Source organism: Polynucleobacter sp. UK-FUSCHL-C3, from assembly GCF_040409815.1.
Taxonomy (GTDB): Bacteria; Pseudomonadota; Gammaproteobacteria; order Burkholderiales; family Burkholderiaceae; genus Polynucleobacter.
Genome location: NZ_CP099959.1, coordinates 1278738 through 1297512 on the forward strand (window position 1 = coordinate 1278738; position 18775 = coordinate 1297512).

Here is an 18775-nt window from a genome sequence, read left to right on the forward strand (position 1 = left end):
TATTATGCAAGTACCCGCATCCATCTTTAAGGCCTACGATATTCGGGGCATTATTAATGAGACCCTCAATCCACAAATCGCTCATGCGATTGGTCAGGCATTTGGCAGTCAAATGCGCGATCTTGGTGAAACAGATGTGGTCATTGGTCGCGATGGTCGTCTATCGGGCCCAGAACTGATTGAGGCGCTAACCAAGGGTTTACTGTCAACCGGCATCAATGTGATTGATCTGGGCATGGTGGCTACCCCCATGGTTTACTTTGCTGCTAATCAAACTTTGGGTAGCATCCAGCCCAAATCCGGAATCATGATTACGGGTAGTCATAATCCTCCAAATTACAACGGGTTCAAAATGGTTCTGGGTGGTGCGGCTATTTATGGCGAGCAGATTCAGAGTTTGCGCAAACAAATTGAGGGTGAGCATTTTCATCAGGGGACTGGTCAGCGCTCCACCTTCAATATTTTCCCCCAGTACCTCAAATACATTGTGGGTGATGTTCGCCTTGCCAGACCCATGAAGATTGCAGTTGATTGCGGCAATGGTGTGGGTGGTGCTTTTGCAGGAGAGCTGTTCAGAGCGCTAGGCTGTGATGTTCAGGAACTCTTTTGTGAGGTCGATGGAAATTTTCCAAATCACCATCCCGACCCTGCCCATCTTGAGAACCTCCAAGACCTAATTCACAATCTTGCTAATACGGATAATGAGCTAGGTTTGGCTTTTGATGGAGATGCAGATCGTCTAGGGGTTGTCACCAAAGACGGTCAAGTCATCTTCCCCGATCGCCAAATGATGCTCTTTGCTAAAGATGTGCTTAGCCGCCACCCTAAGGGGCAGATTATCTATGACGTCAAGTGCACACGCAATCTTGCTCCTTGGATCGAACAGCACGGTGGCCAAGCTCTGATGTGGAAAACGGGTCACTCCTTGGTAAAGGCCAAACTGAAAGAGACTGGCGCCCCTCTAGCAGGTGAAATGAGCGGGCATATATTCTTTAAGGATCGGTGGTTTGGCTTTGATGATGGGCTTTATACCGGCGCTCGTCTACTTGAGATCCTTAGTAAAGTAGCCAACCCCAGCGAAGTACTAAATGCCTTACCTAATGCAATTTGCACTCCAGAACTTCAATTACCCTGTGCAGAAGGAGAATCCTTTCTTCTGCTTGAGAAAATCAAGGCTAATCCTCAGTTCCCAAGCTCGCAATCGATCAACACCATTGATGGGGTCCGCGTAGAATATGCTGACGGATTTGGCTTGGCTCGCCCATCAAACACAACGCCCATAGTGGTTCTCCGTTTTGAGGCAGACTCTGATGAAGCAATCAAGCGTATTCAGGGGGAGTTTAAGGCTGCGCTTTTAGCTATTAAGCCCGAGGCTAAATTACCGTTCTGAATACCCACATAAATTATGCGCATATTACATGCACATAATTTACCCCTATAATCGGTTCATGATGATCCATGATTCCAGTTTTATTCAAAAGAAAGCCTTAAAAAAGGCAACCAACCTCACCCTCAACCATGAAGTGCTGGCCGAGGCAAAAGAATTGGGCATCAATATATCTAAAGCATGCGATGAGTTCTTGGCCTCCCTAGTCAAGCAAGAAAAAGAGCGTCGCTGGAAGCTTGAAAATACAGAATTTTTTTCAAGCTACAACCAAACTGTTGAAAAGGAAGGTTTGCCATTGGATGGCTGGAGGAGCTTCTAATGGCAAGATTTAGTATTTACGAAAATACTGGTGAGCATGCCAAAACCACCCCTTTTCTTCTGGATGTGCAAACCGATCTATTAAGCGGCCTAGAAACCAGAGTTGTCATCCCGTTAAGAAAGGCTAGTCTCTATAAAAAAGTGCGGCTTCCACAAGATCTTGTTCCGATCTTTTCAATTAAAGGAAGCGACTTTGCCCTTGAAACTCCCAAAATGGCAGCTGTACCGAGAAAAATCCTCAAAATAGAGGTTGGGTCTTTAAAGAATCATCAACATATTGTGATGACCGCAATTGATAGACTTTTTCACGGCTTCTAATCACGGTCAGCTTACCTTTTAACAGGTAATCTTTTTAACTTCTTTGATGCGATTCTGATCATCCACCAAAACAACTTTGGGGATATGGCTGGCCACCTCTGCATCATCAATCGGTCCATAAGTGCAAATAATCAAATGATCGCCCACGTGAGCCTTACGCGCTGCGGCTCCGTTTAAAGAGATTGCTCCAGAGCCTCGCTTTGCTTTGATGATGTAGGTAGAAAAGCGCTCACCATTATTGATATTGTAGAGTTCAATCTTTTCATATTCACGCATATCAGCTGCATCAATAAGGTCCTCATCGATCCCACAAGATCCTTCGTAGTGCAAATCTGCCTCAGTAACTACAACCCGATGCAATTTAGCTAACAACATGATGCGTTTCATAGAAATCCTCTCTAAGCCCTGAATTCTATCCCGAAAGCAATTGCAGGTTAAGATTTCGGGATGACCGAAGCGATTGACCACCAAAACCCGGTAGTTTTCTACGACTACCCTCAACAAGATGCCTCTGGGGCAACCTGCATTGCGCAAGCTTGGGCAAAAACACCAACCCCTCTTTTGGCTAATGAAAAACAAGAGATCATTGAGCGTATCAAGCAATTACTAATAAGTAAGGATGCTGTAATCGTTGCGCATTACTATGTCGATGGTGATATTCAAGATCTTGCGCATGCCACCGGTGGCTTTGTTGCTGACTCATTGGAGATGGCACGTTTTGGCAAGAACCATCCCGCTAAAAATCTTATTGTTGCCGGTGTGCGCTTTATGGGAGAAACTGCAAAAATTCTTAGTCCGGAGAAGCGGGTATTTATGCCAGACTTAGAAGCGACCTGTTCTCTTGATCTAGGTTGCCCTGCTGAAGACTTTCGTCGATTTAGAGAAGCACACCCTGATCGCACAACGGTTGTCTACGCCAATACCAGCGCAGCCGTTAAAGCGCAAGCTGACTGGATGGTCACCAGCTCGTGCGCACTCGCCATTGTTCATCATTTAGATCAGCAAGGCAAAAAGATTTTATGGGCCCCAGATCGTCACTTAGGTCGTTACATTCAGGAGCAAACTGGAGCGGATATGTTGCTCTGGAATGGGGCCTGTATCGTGCATGATGAGTTCAAAGCAATCGAGCTGGCTGCCATGCGCAAGAAGCATCCCAATGCCCTAATCCTTGTGCATCCGGAATCCCCGCAGCATGTAGTTGATCAGGCTGATATCGTTGGCTCCACCTCCGCCATGATCAAAGCTGTAGTTGAAGGCAAAGCAAGCGAATACATCGTTGCTACCGATCAAGGTATCTTGCACCGTATGCGCCAACTAGCTCCCGGTAAAAAATTAATCGCTGCACCGACTGCGGGTGAAAGCGCAACTTGCAAGAGCTGTGCCAACTGTCCTTGGATGGCCATGAACGGCTTACAAGGAATTTTGGATTGCTTAGAAACGCAAACCGGTGAGATTTTTGTCGATGAGCTCATTCGCTCCCAAGCTTTAGGATGCATTGAGAGAATGCTGACCTTTACCAGTACTCACCCCGAGCTTTTGGCAAAAGCACAACACGGCTTTATTAAAAATATTGGCGCTGCCTAGTATTTTTTCATGTTTGAGCAAAACGAATCTCTTCCTCAAGCCATCGCTCGCAATGTGAGAGATGCCTTAGCAGAGGATCTTGGTACTGGCGATTGGACCGCTCAGTTGGTTCCAGAAAATCGGCAAGCCCATGCTAAATTAATTGTTCGACAAAAAGCTGTCTTATGCGGTATTGCTTGGTTTGAGGCGATAGTTCATCAACTAGATCCGCAAGCTCGGATTCAATGGAAGTTCCAGGAAGGCGAGTGGATGCAAGCAAACTCTACCGTTTGCGAGATCGATGCAAATGCCCGCGCATTGCTCAGTGCTGAGCGCCCCGCGATGAACTTCCTGCAAACCTTATCCTATACAGCCACCATTACGCGACAACATGTTGATGCGATCGCTGGAGTAAGCCCGAATCCAAATGGCTGTGCACTATTGGATACCCGAAAAACGCTCCCTGGTCTTCGCCAGGCGCAAAAGTATGCAGTCCGAGTTGGAAACGGTAAAAATCAACGAATGGCGCTTTGGGATGGAATTCTGATTAAAGAGAATCACATTGCTGCTACAGGCAGTATCACGGCTGCTTTAAAAGCTGCCGATGCTCTCCAGTCCGGGGTTGATGTTCAGATCGAAGTAGAAAATATTGCAGAGTTACAGGAAGCTCTCTCTGCTGGAGCAAAAAGTATTTTGATTGATAACTTTACCTTGGATCAAATGCGCGAGGCGGTCAAAATCAACGCCAGTCGGGCTTTTATTGAGGCTTCTGGAGGGATCACACTGGCCCAATTACAAGCAATTGTGGCTACTGGAGTTGACCGCATTTCTATTGGTAAGCTAACAAAAGATATTGAAGCGATCGATTACTCTATGCGCATCGACCCACTAACTTAAGTTTTTTGGGCTTGAATCGGAGTCAGAATTGTGGGGTACGAAACTGGCCAGGTTTTTGGGTAATCACGGCTGTAATGCAGACCACGGCTCTCTTTGCGCATTAGTGCAGAACGCACAATCAATTCTGCGCATTCCAGAAGATTGCGTAACTCGATCAGATCTCGTGTCACCCTAAAGTTTGCATAGTACTCCTGGACCTCTGTGCGAAGGAGCTCAATGCGATGAAGCGCCCTCTCGAGGCGACGGGTAGTACGCACAATGCCAACATAGTTCCACATCAGTGAGCGTAACTCATCCCAGTTATGTGCAATGACCACCTGCTCATCGGCATCCTCAACCTTGCTTTCGTCCCAGAGTCTAATCGTGGGCATCTCAATATCAACTTGATCTGCAATATCATGCGCAGCTGCCTTACCAATTACAACGCACTCCAAGAGAGAGTTTGAGGCTAGACGATTTGCTCCATGAAGGCCCGTATAGGTTGCCTCACCCACTGCATACAGTCCCGTTAGGTCTGTTCTGCCCTTAAGATCTGTAACAACACCGCCACAGGTGTAATGTGCTGCCGGGACAACCGGAATTGGCTCTTGCGTAATATCAATCCCTAAAGAGAGACATCGAGAATAAATCATGGGGAAGTGTTCTTTAATGAAGGCTTCGCCCAGATGCCTTGCATCTAAATGCACATAATCCAAGCCATGTTTTTTCATTTCAAAGTCTATGGCGCGGGCCACAATATCGCGCGGGGCGAGCTCATTACGCTCGTCATGCTCTGGCATAAAGCGTTTTCCATTAGGGAGCTTTAATAAACCACCCTCTCCACGGATTGCCTCGGTAATTAAAAAAGTTCGGTCACTGGGGTGATACAGGCAGGTGGGATGAAACTGAATGAACTCCATATTACCAATCCGACAACCAGCGCGCCAGGCCATGGCGATGCCGTCCCCAGTTGCAGTATCAGGATTGCTGGTGTAGCGATAAACTTTGCCTAAACCACCAGTAGCTAAAACCACTGCTTTGGCCAAGATGGTCTCGACCTGATTATTTACGATGTCCAAAGCATATGCACCATAGCAGCGATTAGATTTGTATTGACCAGTAGTTTGCAAATGTTTATTGGTAATTAGATCAAGGGCAATCCAGTTCTCCAAGATCTTGATATTAGGATGCGCTTTTGCTTTCTCTAATAAGACATCATGAATGGCTTTACCTGTCGCATCAGCAGCATGTGCAATTCGTCGATGGGTATGGCCCCCTTCGCGCGTTAAGTGCAATCCTTTGGGACCAGAAACATCGGGTGTAAACGGCACACCCTGATCCACCAGCCAATGGATTGCGTCCGCACTGTTCTCAGCAACATAGCGAGAAACAGACTCCACCACCAATCCCGCACCTGCTGTAACCGTATCAGAGACGTGAGAATCAATGCTATCGTCTTGGTCAAGCACGCCGACAATGCCACCTTGTGCCCAAGCAGTAGCTGCCTCATTTAATCGACGCTTAGCCATCAAAATCACCGTCTGATGGTCCGCTAGATGTAAGGCAACTGTAAGCCCAGCTAAGCCAGCTCCGATGATTAAAACAGGATGATTTTGCTCATGCTCTACGCTCATTGAATGAGCATAGCATCGTTTACCATGAGCTCGTAACCAATGTATTGAGCTGGTTTACCGCCTTTGCTTACTGCGACAGCACAATACTTAAATTCTGGAATCTTGCCAAATGGATCTAGTGCAGGATTAGTCATTAAGTTAGCTGCTGCCTCGTAGTAGGCAAACGGCATAAAGATGGCTCCGGAGGGAGTACCATCATCGCGTCGGACATGGATCCCTACCTCGCCACGCCGTGATCGAATAGTAATGACATCGCCACCATCAATCCCCAGTTTGGCCATGTCCTCGCCACACATCGAAGCAGTTGCCATTGGTTCAATTGCATCAAGGACGCCAGCACGACGAGTCATGCTGCCGGTGTGCCAATGCTCTAGCTGTCGACCTGTAATTAATACGAAAGGGAAATTAGTGTCAGGCCGCTCATTCGCAGGAATAATGTCAGCAGGAACTAGTTTTACACGACCATCTTTGGTAGGGAATGAGTGATCAAACACAATTGGCTGACCCGGGTCATCCTCACTCAAGCATGGATAGGTAACGCTAGACTCTCGCTGCAAACGCTCCCAAGTAATCCCCTGAATTGCGGCATGCATTGCAAGGCGCATTTCATCATAGATCTCAGCAACCCCGCACTCCTCACCCTGATAAGCCCACTGTAAACCAATCCGCCTAGCCAACTCTTGAAGAATCCATAAATCTGGTTTGGCATCACCGGGGGGATTGAGAGCGCGCTTACCCAACTGCACCATTCGATCGGTATTGGTAACTGTTCCGGTCTTCTCAGGCCAGGCGCTCGCAGGCAATATGACATCAGCCAACCAAGCGGTCTCGGTCATAAAAATATCTTGCACGACCAAATGATCTAAGGACGCAAGCGCATGGCGCGCATGATTTAAGTCTGGGTCACTCATCGCTGGGTTCTCACCCATGATGTACATGCCTCGCACCTTATCTGGATCAGAATCTGGTGCTGTGATCTTATGCATGATCTCCACAACCGTATAGCCAGGCTTTTTATCTAATGGCGTATTCCAGAACTTCTCAAACCAATCATGCGCATCAGGATTATCAACTCGCTGATAGTTTGGGAACATCATGGGGATCAAGCCAGCATCGCTGGCACCCTGTACATTGTTTTGGCCCCGCAGCGGGTGTAGTCCAGAGCCTGGCTTACCAATTTGACCTGTAATACTAACTAAGGCAATTAAGCAGCGCGCATTATCCGTTCCATGCACGTGTTGACTCACGCCCATACCCCACAGGATCATCGAGGCTTTAGATTTAGCAAACTCTCTGGCTACTTCGCGTAAGCGTTCTGCAGGAATCCCACAAATAGGATCCATTGCTTCAGGGCTATAGCCTTTAATATTTTCTTTGAGAGCCTCAAAATTAGAAGCGCGGTTCTTGACGAACTCTTGATCACACAAACCTTCTTCGATCACGGTATAAATCATGGCGTTGAGCATGGCCACATCCGTATCGGGCTTGAACTGTAGGGTCCGCCAGGCGTGCTTCCCAATATCCGTAATGCGTGGATCTGCCAAAACAATTTTGGTACCGTTCTTCGCAGCGTTTTTCATCCAAGTGGCTGCGACTGGATGATTAGCAGTCGGATTAGATCCAATCACCATAATCAGACCAGAGTGCTCAATATCATTCACTTGATTACTAACGGCGCCAGAGCCAACACCCTCGAGCAATGCAGCCACGCTCGATGCATGGCATAAACGTGTGCAATGATCAACGTTGTTACTTCCAAATCCAGTGCGTACTAATTTTTGGAATAGATAAGCTTCTTCATTGCTTCCTTTGGCAGAGCCAAAACCGGCAAGAGACTTCTTACCGTATTGATCACGCAAACCTTTTAACTTGCCAGCTGCTAAATCAAGCGCCTCGTCCCAGCTGGCCTCTCGAAAGACTTCTTTCCAATCGCCGGGATTTTTACCAGCTGACTCAATCGAGCTTTCATCTTTCTTGATCCCAGGCTTTCGGATCAATGGTTTCGTTAGGCGCTGGGGATTATGGACGTAGTCAAAACCAAAGCGGCCCTTCACGCACAAACGACTGTGATTAGCTGGGCCATCACGACCATCCACGCTCACAATCTGTTCATCCTTAACGTTATAGGTGATTTGGCAACCAACGCCGCAGAATGGACAAACGGAATCTACTTTTCGGTCAACAGCCTGGGAACCAATATGGGTTTTTGGCATCAGCGCACCGGTCGGGCAAGCCTGTACACACTCACCACAGGCAACACAAGTACTCAAACCCATAGGGTCACTGAGATCAAATACGATCTCGCTATGAGCACCGCGCATTGCATAGCCAATCACATCATTGACCTGCTCTTCGCGGCAAGCGCGTACACAACGATTGCATTGAATACAGGCATCCAAGTTCACTGCCATTGCTGGATGCGATAAATCTGCTTGAGGTTGATGGCGGCGTAAGGCTTTCAACTCTGGACGAACCTGCACATCAAGGCGACTAGCCCACTCACTTAGCTCACCGTGTTGTTGCCGTTGACGCTCTGCGTCGCTATCACCCACCCACTTATATCCTTCATCAGGCATATCCGATAGCAACATTTCGAGTACTAATTTTTGGCTCTTTAAGGCACGCTCGCTATTAGCCTTGACTTCCATACCGGCAGTGGCTGAACGGCAGCAACTGGGGGCTAAGGTGCGCTCTCCATTAATCTCCACCACACAGGCGCGACAATTACCATCCGGACGATAACCATCTTTGAAACAAAGGTGAGGGATATCGACCCCGTGACGTTTAGCAGCTTTTAGAATGGTCTCCCCGCCATATGCAACGATTGTTTTGCCATCAAGCTTGAACTCTACGGTTTGCAGTTCTAGTTCATTTGGATTGACTGGGGCGTTCATTTAAGCGATCTCTTCTGGGAAGTATTTAGCAATACAACGAATTGGGTTTGGTGCTGCTTGACCCAAGCCACAAATAGACGCATCGATCATTACCGTAGATAAATCTTCTAAGGTTGCTTGATCCCATTTAGGGGCAAGCATCAACTGCGCTGCTTTGCTGGTACCGACACGACACGGGGTGCACTGCCCACAACTCTCGTGCTCGAAGAAGCGCATCACATTAAGCGCTGCGTCACGAGCCTTATCGTGATGGCTAAATACCATCACAGCGGCTGATCCAATAAAACAACCATAGGGTTGTAAGGTATCAAAATCCAAAGGAATGGTGTTCATAGTGGCAGGCAAAATACCGCCCGATGCACCGCCTGGTAAATACCCATAGAAAGTATGGCCGTCCTGCATACCGCCGCAATATTCGTCAATCAACTCCTGAATCGTGATCCCAGCAGGAGCCAACTTCACACCAGGCAACTTAACGCGACCGCTCACACTAAAACTGCGCAGGCCTTTGCGATCGTGGCGACCAAAGGAACTAAACCATTGAGGCCCACGCTGCACAATATCGCGCACCCAATAGAGGGTCTCAAAATTATGTTCTAGGGTTGGACGACCAAAGAGACCGACTTGAGCAATATAAGGAGGGCGCATTCTGGGCTCGCCCCGCTTACCCTCAATACTCTCAATCATGGCTGACTCCTCGCCACAAATATAAGCCCCTGCTCCACGACGAAGTTCAATCAGGGGCAATTTATACGGCGGGTTAGCCTGTAGTTTTTGAATCTCATTGGCCAGTAGTTCACGGCAGCCATGGTACTCATCCCGCAAATAGATATAGCAAGCATCAATACCAACCACTTGGGCTGCTATTAACATGCCTTCCAAGAAGCGATGGGGATCTCGCTCTAAATACGTACGATCTTTAAATGTGCCGGGCTCGCCCTCATCGATATTGACTGCCATTAACTTGGGTGCAGTTTGATCTCTGACAATCCGCCATTTACGACCCGCCGGAAATCCTGCGCCCCCAAGACCCCGCAAACCAGAATCTTCCATTGCCTTGATGACAGTCTCTGGGTCTTGCTGTTGGTTTGCCAAATTGCTTGCTAATGCATAACCACCCTTGGCACGATAAGCCTCATATCCGACATAGGCAGGCGAGACCACATTTGCCTTTTGCTCTGGACTAACACCTTTTTGTACAAAATCAGCCGGTTCAAACTGAGCATCGTCCTTCGCTTTTGGATGCGTAGTTTGTCGATTCTTAATAGCATTTGATATTTTCTCGACATCTGCAAATAAAACCGGATATTGATGTACTACGGCAACGGGTGCTTGTTCACAACGACCCACACAAGGTGCCGCAATCACTTTCACCTTCGAGTTACCTAAAATGGTTGGTAAGCGCTCAAGTAAACTTTTAGCTCCTGCGAGCTCGCACGAGAGCCCATCGCAAACGCGTACCGTAATATCGGCCACAGGGTCATTGCCGCGGACCACCTCAAAGTGATGATAAAAAGTTGCGACCTCATAAACCTCTGCCATTGGTAAATTCATTAGCTTGGCTAGCACCACCAAATGATGATCGTGTAAAGCACGGTACTCGTCATTTAATAAATGAAGATTTTCAATTAATAAATCGCGTCGATAAGGACCATCGCCAATTAAGGCTTGAATTTCTGCCAGCGCAACATCATCCGCTTGCCGCCCCTTTAGCTTACTTTTTTGTTTAATACGCGCACGAAGATCATCTGCAGTTGCGATGGCAACTGCCTTGATTTCACCGGAAGGCTTAGGATGATTCATGCGATATCTGTCTCTCAATCGAAATACGATTTCATAGGTGCAAGATGCCTTTGTATAGGCCCGAGCAAACTGTAACTAATTTAATTTATTCAGGTGTTTATGTAATTGATATGGCTCAAGTTCAAGGTAATAAGGGTTAACCCTAATTCTATAAGACCGATGTAATTAAAGAAGCCTAAAACACTAATTTGAGCTCGGCAAGAATGTATTGCTGTAATCCATCTCCCTCTGTCGAACACGGGCTTTAAAGCATGACTCATGGTCGGGCGAACCAATCCGCAATCCCACAGAGGTGCAATCTTGTTGGGCTGCAGACTGAACTGTTCCACATCCACTAAGAGACATGGTGACAAAAAGAGTAGGCTACAGGAATCAAACGAATTGGTCTCATGATGGTAACGAGTCTAGCACCTAAAGGGCTTGTTTTAACAAAAGAACAGAGCCAGCAAACAGCAAAATAAGTCCATAGGTCTGCTGCATGCGATGCTTACTTAAATTGCGATGCGCCTTGGACCCCAACCATAAGCCAGCGATCATGCACGGAATTAAGATGAGGCCCAACGTTAGTATGGGCATATGCAAGATCAAGCCCGTAAAAAGCATGAACAACAGACGCATAAAGACCAGTACCAAAATTGCTAGAGCCATCGTAGCCCGCAAGCGCATGGGTTGATCCAGACGCATCGATAAATAGGATGCATAAATTACCCCACCTGTAGCATATAGAGCTGTAAAGACCCCACCAATTGCACCAAAGGGAATCGCCCAATAACGACTAATAATATGAATCGGCTTGGATTGGGAACGGGTCAGAACGCGTATTCCGTTTGCTGCGGCAAATACTCCCAAAACAATTAATAAAGGCTTCTGTGGTGCATTTAAGAGTAAGGTAATCCCAATCACCATGCCTACAAAGGTAAATGGAAACAACCATGTCAATTCTTTTTTATCTGCCTCTCGATAGGATTTGCCTCCCAAGTAAAAAGCTGCGCAGAGATCCAGAATCACCATCAAGGGCACAACAATTTGCAATGGGAAAAATAAAACCAGAATGGGCACCGCAATGATGGAGGAGCCAAATCCAGATATCCCAAAAATAAAATAAGCCACAAACACAATTGCGCATGCAGCAATTAAGGAGAGGGGTGCAATTAGCTCAAAAATGGGAATGCTTTATAAGGTCAATTTATTTACTGCCTAGATTAACACCAAGCGGGATCCCGTCTTTATCAGCAACCGCCTCATTGGATGAGCCCAACTTAATACGCTCTACTAGGCTAGGATTATTTTGTAGCATTAAATCTCGTGCGCGACTTGCTCGCGTAGCGGCTAATTGTTTTAACTCTGTATCACCAATTACAAAGCTTAGAATAATCTCACTCCGTAACTGCTGATAACGAGCCTCATTATCCGGTAGTGTGATTAAGCGTTGAGCCAACTTAATCTTTCCCACCTGCTGACCATACGCTGATTTAATCCCAGACTGAATGCGCGGGTCTGAAAGGCTTGTGGTCGGTAATGGTTCGCTCGGGCTCAATTTAAACCCCGCTGCATTCAAAATAGCGTGATCTGCTCGGGCGCGCGCCAACTCCAGTTTGTCAGAACCGGGATCATATGCGCCGAATAACTCAATCGTTGCATTAGGGCGTTTTACTAATACACCAGCTAATTTATCGAGCTTTTCTTGGTCGGCGGGTAAATAGGTGCTCTCCCCCACCACGGAATAAATGGGCGCATCACTTTGCAAACCCAATAAAGATGCCAATGCCCTAAATGGAGCGGTGACAATATTACTAAGCACTGTGCTGATAGCCTGCCAGACCAAACCCGAAGCAGAAAACTCCGGCGAATCAATATTTCCTTTGATACTTAAAGAGATATCAATCACATTATCCGAGTCTTCCAATAAGGCCACAGCCAACCTTAACGGTAGTCGCTTTCCCTGAAAATCAGGAATCTCCTCGCCCAATTGAATATCTTTAATCACAAAACGATTTTGACCAAGTAACTCAGCATCTTTTGCTTTGTAGTTCAATAAAAGATCGAGGCGTCCGTCGTTAATAGAATATCCAGCATGCTTTATAAAATAAGCATTGGCAGTATTCAGGGGCACATTCTTAAACTCAACAGAGAGATCATGATTTCGTCTGGGGTCATCAAACGAGGCTTGGCCTTTTGCTCTGAAACTTCCTTTATCCGCAATGAACCCGTTGAGTGCGATTTCAGCATATCGGCCAGGCGTATTGCTAACGCCCAATAAAGAACCATTTAATTTACGTATCTCCGTCTTAAGCTGTGGAACCACAGCAAGATCGGAGAACTGCACAAGTCCATCGCGCAATTTTACGGCCTTAATATCCAGTTGAAATCGAGAGGATTGTGCTTGATTTACAGACCCAGCCGAGTCAACCTCAGGACTTGTGGGCTTTGCAAACATTCGGCGGATATTTGATAAGCCCTTCTCATCAAGATCAAATAAGAAATTAGGTTGATTAAATATTAGCTCATCAATCGTTAAGGCGGTGTTACCGCTAGCCAACTTTCTAAGATCGATTTGTTTGATATCGACTTGCTTCCACTGAACAAAGGGTTGACGTGGCTTACCCTCCGTTATCTCCACATCAAGTAAGCGCAAATCACCACTCGCCGACCACAAATGATTCTTCAACTGATACCGCATCTGGCCACTCATCACTCCCTTATTAGTACTTAGAGGGCTATTGGCAGGCAATAAAGAAACGATTGGAGCAATCGAAAGATTGGTAATTCCAGTATCAATTAGTATCTGATCTTGTTTGGTTTTGAGTGTTAAAACGAAATCTAATTCGCCATCATCTAATTTGAGGTTTAACTTAGCATCCAGGGTGTCTGGATTGGGGCTAGATATCCCTCCCGATGCACGGACCTTTTGCACAACAATCATCTTATTAAGCGATGGAATGAGGATATCAACCTTGCCCAAATCCAAAGAATACAAGGCTTCAATCCCTGATTGATCAGTTTTACTCGAGTAATTACTTAACTTTTTGAGGTCCAATGAAAAGGGACCAAGGTCATCTGCAAATTTCGTTTGCTCATCATTGAGCTTTAATCGTGCCTCACGAATTGTGAAGTTCTCAACGAATACCTTGGGAGCCTTTGACTTGTTCTCCACAGCACCGACTTGCTTCTCCGAAATCGATTCAATAAACTCAAGCCAGTTCCACTTTGCGTTTGCTTTAGCATCTCTCTCAAAAAGAATAGATGGGCCATCTAGCTGAATATCCTGAATGCCAATCTCCCCAAGAACCAACTTACCCCACTGCAAACTCAGCATGCCGCGCTCTAGAGAAAATAGTTCTTTACCCTCAATTTGCTTTAGCTTTAAGCCGTACAACTCCACTTTTAAGGCAAAAGGCTTTACAGCAATATCTTGAAGCTCAACTTGGTAGCCCACCTTCTGGCTATATTGCTCCAAAGACCCTTTAATCCATGACGGGGCCCAAGCAACACCCACGACCCAAAAGAGTGTGGCAACTGCCAAAAAGCCCAGTGTGATTTTGCTCGTCAGGCGAATTAGCCTTGCTTTATGCAATTGCATAAACCCCTATCCTAAAAAAATACGCTTCGTTTCTTGATCACCAATCACTAATTTAAGTGACATAAATGTAAGGTACGGCAATAGAATCAACCAATAGATTAAGCATAGAGCTAGTATATGAATAGGATCGCCATTTCCAAAATTAGCCAAGGAGCTAATAAAGCCCTTATGATGAATCCAACCCTCCATCCCCGACTCGATTGCACTTAACAAAACCACTACCAATAAATAAACCAGAGAACGTGGCAGGATTTGCCAAATTAATCCCCGCTTTACATTGCTTTGGATGGGATAGATCGCTTGTCCAAGCAACATAAATTTGGCGCACAGTAATGCCTTAATCAATGCCAAGCTAATTGGGGCATATGGAACCCCCTCGTTTCGAAGAATGGAATAGTTCAAGAATACAAGTGCGCTAAACCAAATAGAGAAGTAGGCAAAGAGGATCAGGATTTTCTGAATATCCTCTCCCAGTTTATGAGTGATTGAGTGGTTTTGCATAGCAGGCTTCATTAACTTTATCTAAATGATAAAGCCCTATGAGGATAATTCAGATGAATGAATACTAGAGCTTAATTTTTAAACGATAGGCAATCTCACCAACGATGCCTCGCCTAAATGCTAGAACGCAAATCACAAAGATGGCTCCGGTTGCAATCGTGCTCCAACCGCCTAAGTTAGCTAAATAATTTTGTAGATTTATGATCACAGCGGCTCCAGCGACAGGGCCCCATAAGGTGCCAATGCCACCGAGAATGGTCATCAGTACCGCCTCACCAGAGGTGTGCCAGAAAACATCCGATAGCGATGCAAGCTGTAAAACTAAGCTTTTGAGTCCCCCGCCCAAACCAGCGAGACCGGCCGACAGAGTGAATGCAATCAATTTGTAACGGTTAACGTCATAGCCTAAGGAAATAGCGCGCGGCTCGTTCTCTCGAATGGATTTCATTACTTGGCCAAAAGGTGAACTCACAATCCGCTTGATCATGAAAAATGCCAAGATAAAGACGATCAATGCGAAGTAATACATATGGGTTGAACTGGACAGCTCAATCAAGCCTAAGAACTTACCGCGCGGGACACCCTGAATACCATCTTCACCATTGGTGAATGGCACTTGAGTTGCCAAGAAATAAATAACTTGCGCAAGAGCTAAGGTAATCATCGCAAAGTAAATACCTTGACGCCGAATTGCTAGAGCACCAAAAACATAGCCTAATGCGGTAGAGCACAGCACTCCACAAATCAAACCAAGCTCAGGGGTCATCCCCCACTCTTTCATGACATAGGCAGTGATATACGCACCAGTTCCAAAAAAGGCAGCATGACCAAAAGATAGGAGGCCGGCAAACCCGAGAAGAAGATTTAGAGATGCCGCAAAGATTGCAAAACAGAATACCTTCATCATAAACAGGTCATATACAAAACCCTGCCATGGAATCAATGCCAAAAGTGCAATGATCACTAAAGAAATTTTATCGAGCGTCGTGAGTTTGGATTTCATCATTAGTTAGATTTCCCAAACAGTCCAGCGGGCTTAATTAAAAGAACAATAATCATGATTACAAAGATTGAGACCGAAGAGGCTTGAGGGTAAAACACTTTAGTGAGTCCCTCTATGACTCCTAATCCCAATCCTGTGACAATCGCACCCGCAATGGATCCCATGCCACCGATGACAACCACGGCAAATACCACAATGATTAAGTTAGAACCCATCACTGCGGTTACTTGATAGACAGGAGCGGCCATGACCCCAGCAAAAGCAGCAAGCGCACAACCAGCCCCATACGTGAGGGTCACAATCAATGGAACGTTCACGCCCAGAGCCTGCAATAAACGCGGGTTCTCAGTACCAGCTCGCAATAAACTGCCCAAGCTAGTGCGCTCAATAAAATACCAGGTGGCAAAGCAAACGATCAATGCTAAGAAAACAACCCACAATCGGTAATACGGCAAAAAGAGTTCGGCAACCCGAATGCCGCCCTGTAATAACTCTGGCACAGGATAGCTATTACCTAATGCGCCAAACCAATGACGAAACATCCCTTCTATCACTAAGGCAAGCCCAAAGGTTAAGAGCAGGCCATACAGGTGATCAAGGTGATAAAGACGCTTTAGCATCGTTTTTTCAATCACGATGCTAAAAAGTCCTACGATCAGAGGCGCCAGAAACAGAGCAACAAAATAGTTGATCTGAAACTCTGGCATCCCAATCCAATTGCCCACTTGAGTTAATCCAATCCACGCCACCATGGCGCCCAACATATACTGAGCGCCGTGAGTGAAGTTAATCACATTCAATAAACCAAAAATCACCGCCAAGCCCAAGCTCAACAGCGCATAGAAAGAACCGTTAATCAGTCCAATTAAGAGCTGTGAGACTAAGGCTTGCGGGGTGATTCCGAGTAACTCAAACATGACTTGGAGCAGTCCTCAATTACTTAGTGACGTATTTGCACTTCGATTGCGCTAAGGGCAAAGTCGCATCTTTAGCAGCAATAACCTTAACAACCTTCGCTACGTCATTGGGCCCTTTAGACTCATTAGGCTTTTTGACTTCGAGCAAATACATATCATGCTCAAACTTACCATCAGCACGAATTCTGCCTTTGAAGAGGCCATCATTAATTTCAATGGATTTCATCTGTTTCATGACCGCATCTGAGTTATCCGTTTTTGTTGCTTCTACGGCTTTCAAATACTGCATCGTTGCAGAATAAACACCAGCTTGAACAGATGTTGGAGCCTTACCCTTGAACTCCTTCATGAAGCGCTCAGCAAACTTACGATTGGCGTCATTAAAGTCCCAATACCAACCTTCAGTAAATGTCATACCAGCTGTTTGTCTTAAGCCAAGGGCTTGAATATCGCTTGTAAACATTAGCAATGGTACAACCGTTTGTTTCGATCCCATAATGCCAAGCTCAGCAGCTTGCTTGACCGATCCAATGGTGTCGCCGCCCGCATTAGCTAAGCCAATAACCTCTGCCTTAGACGATTGAGCCTGAGCCATAAACGAGGAGAAATCGGTGGTGTTAATTGGATGCTTTACACCGCCTAATACTTTTCCACCACTAGCCAAAACCACTTCAGTAGTATCACGCTCTAGGGTATGGCCGAATGCATAATCTGCCGTGACAAAGAACCAAGTCTTCTTACCAGAATCGACCACTGCTTTACCGGTTCCACGTGAGAGAGCATAGGTATCGTAGACATAGTGAATGCTGTATGGGGTGCACTTCTCATTAGTAATTTGCAAAGATGCTGCACCATTAACAATCGAAACTCGCTTGAATTGCTCAGCCACTTCCATAGCAGCTAGTGCTGAGGCAGTAGAAACGTTACCGACAATCATGTCCACTTTATCTTTTTCAAACATCTCGCGTGCTTTCGAGCTCGCAAGGTCTGCTTTAGATTGGGTATCTGCCGATGTAATCACAATCTTCTTGCCTAATACTTGGCCACCAAAATCTTTGGCAGCCATCTGAGCCGCCAAGAGTGCGCCAGGACCTTCAATCGCAGAATAAATTCCGGAGAGGTCTGTTAACACACCAATCCGTACCTCATTATCTGAAACCGTTTGAGCCTGAGCAGGAATCGCTGCTGCCATAAAGCAGGAAGCGACTAATGTTGCAATTGCTGTTTTTTTCATTTGAACTTCTCCTTATAAACTTTTTTCAACTTATTAAAACTACACACCCAATAAAATCTTGAGCTCTTCCTGACTAGCCTCGAGTTCACCCCTCTCGACCGTTTTTACAACTTGCCCATGCTCGATTACATAGTTTCTATCTGCGAGCTTTGAAGCAAATCGAAAATTTTGTTCCACCAAAATAATGGTGAATCCACGTTCTTTTAATGCACGAACCACTTCCGTTAACTTCTGAATAATGACTGGTGCCAATCCTTCAGTAATTTCATCTAATAAAAGTAGGCTAGCGCCAGTGCGCAAGATTCGTGCAATCGCTAGCATTTGCTGCTCGCCTCCCGATAGCTTGCCACCCGGACTAGAGCGCCGCTCATAAAGATTGGGAAACATTTGATAAATCTCATCCACGGACATTGCCATCCCCTCACCCACTTTGGGTGGCAACATTAAATTCTGCTCACAGGTGAGGCTTGTAAAAATACCGCGTTCCTCAGGACAATAGCCAATGCCTAATTGAGCCACCTGATAGGTTGGCATACCAATGACTTCATGTCCATTTACTTTGATCGACCCAGTGCGATTACCAACGAGGCCCAGGATGGATCGAAGAGTCGTGGTGCGGCCTGCGCCATTTCGACCGAGTAAACAGACCACCTCGCCTTTATGCACGGATAAGTTGATGCCATGTAACACATGGGACTCGCCATACCAAGCGTTCAGGTTTTTGATCTCTAAAGCCAGTGAGCTCAT

16 protein-coding genes are annotated in these 18775 nt (G+C 46.2%); 5 read left to right on the forward strand and 11 right to left on the reverse strand.

What is annotated here, in order from left to right:
• Positions 1 to 4: 4 nt before the first annotated feature.
• Genes NKE59_RS06500 through NKE59_RS06510 form a run of 3 tightly spaced genes read left to right on the forward strand, consistent with a single transcriptional unit; the run spans position 5 to position 2023 of the window.
• A complete protein-coding gene (locus NKE59_RS06500; protein WP_353438167.1) occupies positions 5 to 1390 on the forward strand; it encodes a phosphomannomutase/phosphoglucomutase in 1386 nt (461 codons plus the stop codon).
• A 58-nt stretch (positions 1391 to 1448) separates the two neighbouring features.
• Positions 1449 to 1706, forward strand: coding sequence for a type II toxin-antitoxin system CcdA family antitoxin (locus NKE59_RS06505; RefSeq protein ID WP_353438168.1), 258 nt, complete (start codon positions 1449 to 1451; stop codon positions 1704 to 1706).
• A complete protein-coding gene (locus tag NKE59_RS06510) occupies positions 1706 to 2023 on the forward strand; it encodes a CcdB family protein (protein WP_353438169.1) in 318 nt (105 codons plus the stop codon). Before NKE59_RS06505 ends, NKE59_RS06510 begins: the two co-directional genes overlap by 1 nt.
• 18 nt (positions 2024 to 2041) lie before the next feature.
• Here the strand turns inward: NKE59_RS06510 and panD are convergent, their stop codons facing one another.
• Entirely contained in the window at positions 2042 to 2410 is a 369-nt protein-coding gene (gene panD / locus NKE59_RS06515; RefSeq protein WP_353438170.1) for an aspartate 1-decarboxylase, read from the reverse strand.
• 60 nt (positions 2411 to 2470) lie between these two features.
• Between panD and nadA the strand changes: the two genes are divergently transcribed.
• Together nadA and nadC are read left to right on the forward strand one after the other, a co-directional pair.
• Entirely contained in the window at positions 2471 to 3607 is a 1137-nt protein-coding gene (gene nadA, locus NKE59_RS06520) for a quinolinate synthase NadA (protein ID WP_353438171.1), read from the forward strand.
• Between the two features lie 9 nt (positions 3608 to 3616).
• Complete coding sequence (gene nadC / locus NKE59_RS06525; protein WP_353438172.1) at positions 3617 to 4483, forward strand: carboxylating nicotinate-nucleotide diphosphorylase; 867 nt, start codon at positions 3617 to 3619, stop codon at positions 4481 to 4483.
• On the opposite strand, the gene nadB is transcribed toward nadC, so the two are convergent.
• The 10 genes from nadB to NKE59_RS06575 form a co-directional block, all read right to left on the reverse strand.
• Positions 4480 to 6096 (reverse strand): L-aspartate oxidase, encoded by a 1617-nt coding sequence (nadB, locus tag NKE59_RS06530; protein WP_353438173.1) that lies wholly within the window; start codon positions 6094 to 6096, stop codon positions 4480 to 4482. The two genes, nadC and nadB, sit on opposite strands and share 4 nt — an antisense overlap.
• The gene (gene fdhF, locus NKE59_RS06535) at positions 6093 to 8990 is read right to left on the reverse strand and encodes a formate dehydrogenase subunit alpha (protein ID WP_353438174.1); all 2898 of its coding nucleotides are present in this window, start codon (positions 8988 to 8990) and stop codon (positions 6093 to 6095) included. Before fdhF ends, nadB begins: the two co-directional genes overlap by 4 nt.
• Complete coding sequence (locus NKE59_RS06540) at positions 8991 to 10793, reverse strand: NAD(P)H-dependent oxidoreductase subunit E (RefSeq protein WP_353438175.1); 1803 nt, start codon at positions 10791 to 10793, stop codon at positions 8991 to 8993.
• 411 nt (positions 10794 to 11204) lie between these two features.
• The gene (locus NKE59_RS06545) at positions 11205 to 11909 is read right to left on the reverse strand and encodes a sulfite exporter TauE/SafE family protein (protein WP_353438176.1); all 705 of its coding nucleotides are present in this window, start codon (positions 11907 to 11909) and stop codon (positions 11205 to 11207) included.
• Between the two features lie 70 nt (positions 11910 to 11979).
• A complete protein-coding gene (locus NKE59_RS06550) occupies positions 11980 to 14373 on the reverse strand; it encodes a DUF748 domain-containing protein (protein WP_353438177.1) in 2394 nt (797 codons plus the stop codon).
• A 6-nt stretch (positions 14374 to 14379) separates the two neighbouring features.
• Positions 14380 to 14874 carry a hypothetical protein gene (locus tag NKE59_RS06555; protein WP_353438178.1) on the reverse strand — a complete coding sequence of 165 codons (495 nt, stop codon included), beginning with the start codon at positions 14872 to 14874 and terminating at the stop codon, positions 14380 to 14382.
• Between the two features lie 64 nt (positions 14875 to 14938).
• Positions 14939 to 15880, reverse strand: a complete 942-nt coding sequence (locus NKE59_RS06560) for a branched-chain amino acid ABC transporter permease (protein WP_353438179.1) — start codon at positions 15878 to 15880, stop codon at positions 14939 to 14941.
• The gene (locus NKE59_RS06565; protein ID WP_353438180.1) at positions 15880 to 16794 is read right to left on the reverse strand and encodes a branched-chain amino acid ABC transporter permease; all 915 of its coding nucleotides are present in this window, start codon (positions 16792 to 16794) and stop codon (positions 15880 to 15882) included. Before NKE59_RS06565 ends, NKE59_RS06560 begins: the two co-directional genes overlap by 1 nt.
• Positions 16795 to 16813: 19 nt before the next feature.
• Positions 16814 to 18028: an ABC transporter substrate-binding protein gene (locus NKE59_RS06570; protein WP_353438181.1), complete on the reverse strand. Its 1215-nt coding sequence runs from the start codon at positions 18026 to 18028 to the stop codon at positions 16814 to 16816.
• Positions 18029 to 18067: 39 nt separating this feature from the next.
• Entirely contained in the window at positions 18068 to 18775 is a 708-nt protein-coding gene (locus tag NKE59_RS06575) for an ABC transporter ATP-binding protein (RefSeq protein ID WP_353438182.1), read from the reverse strand.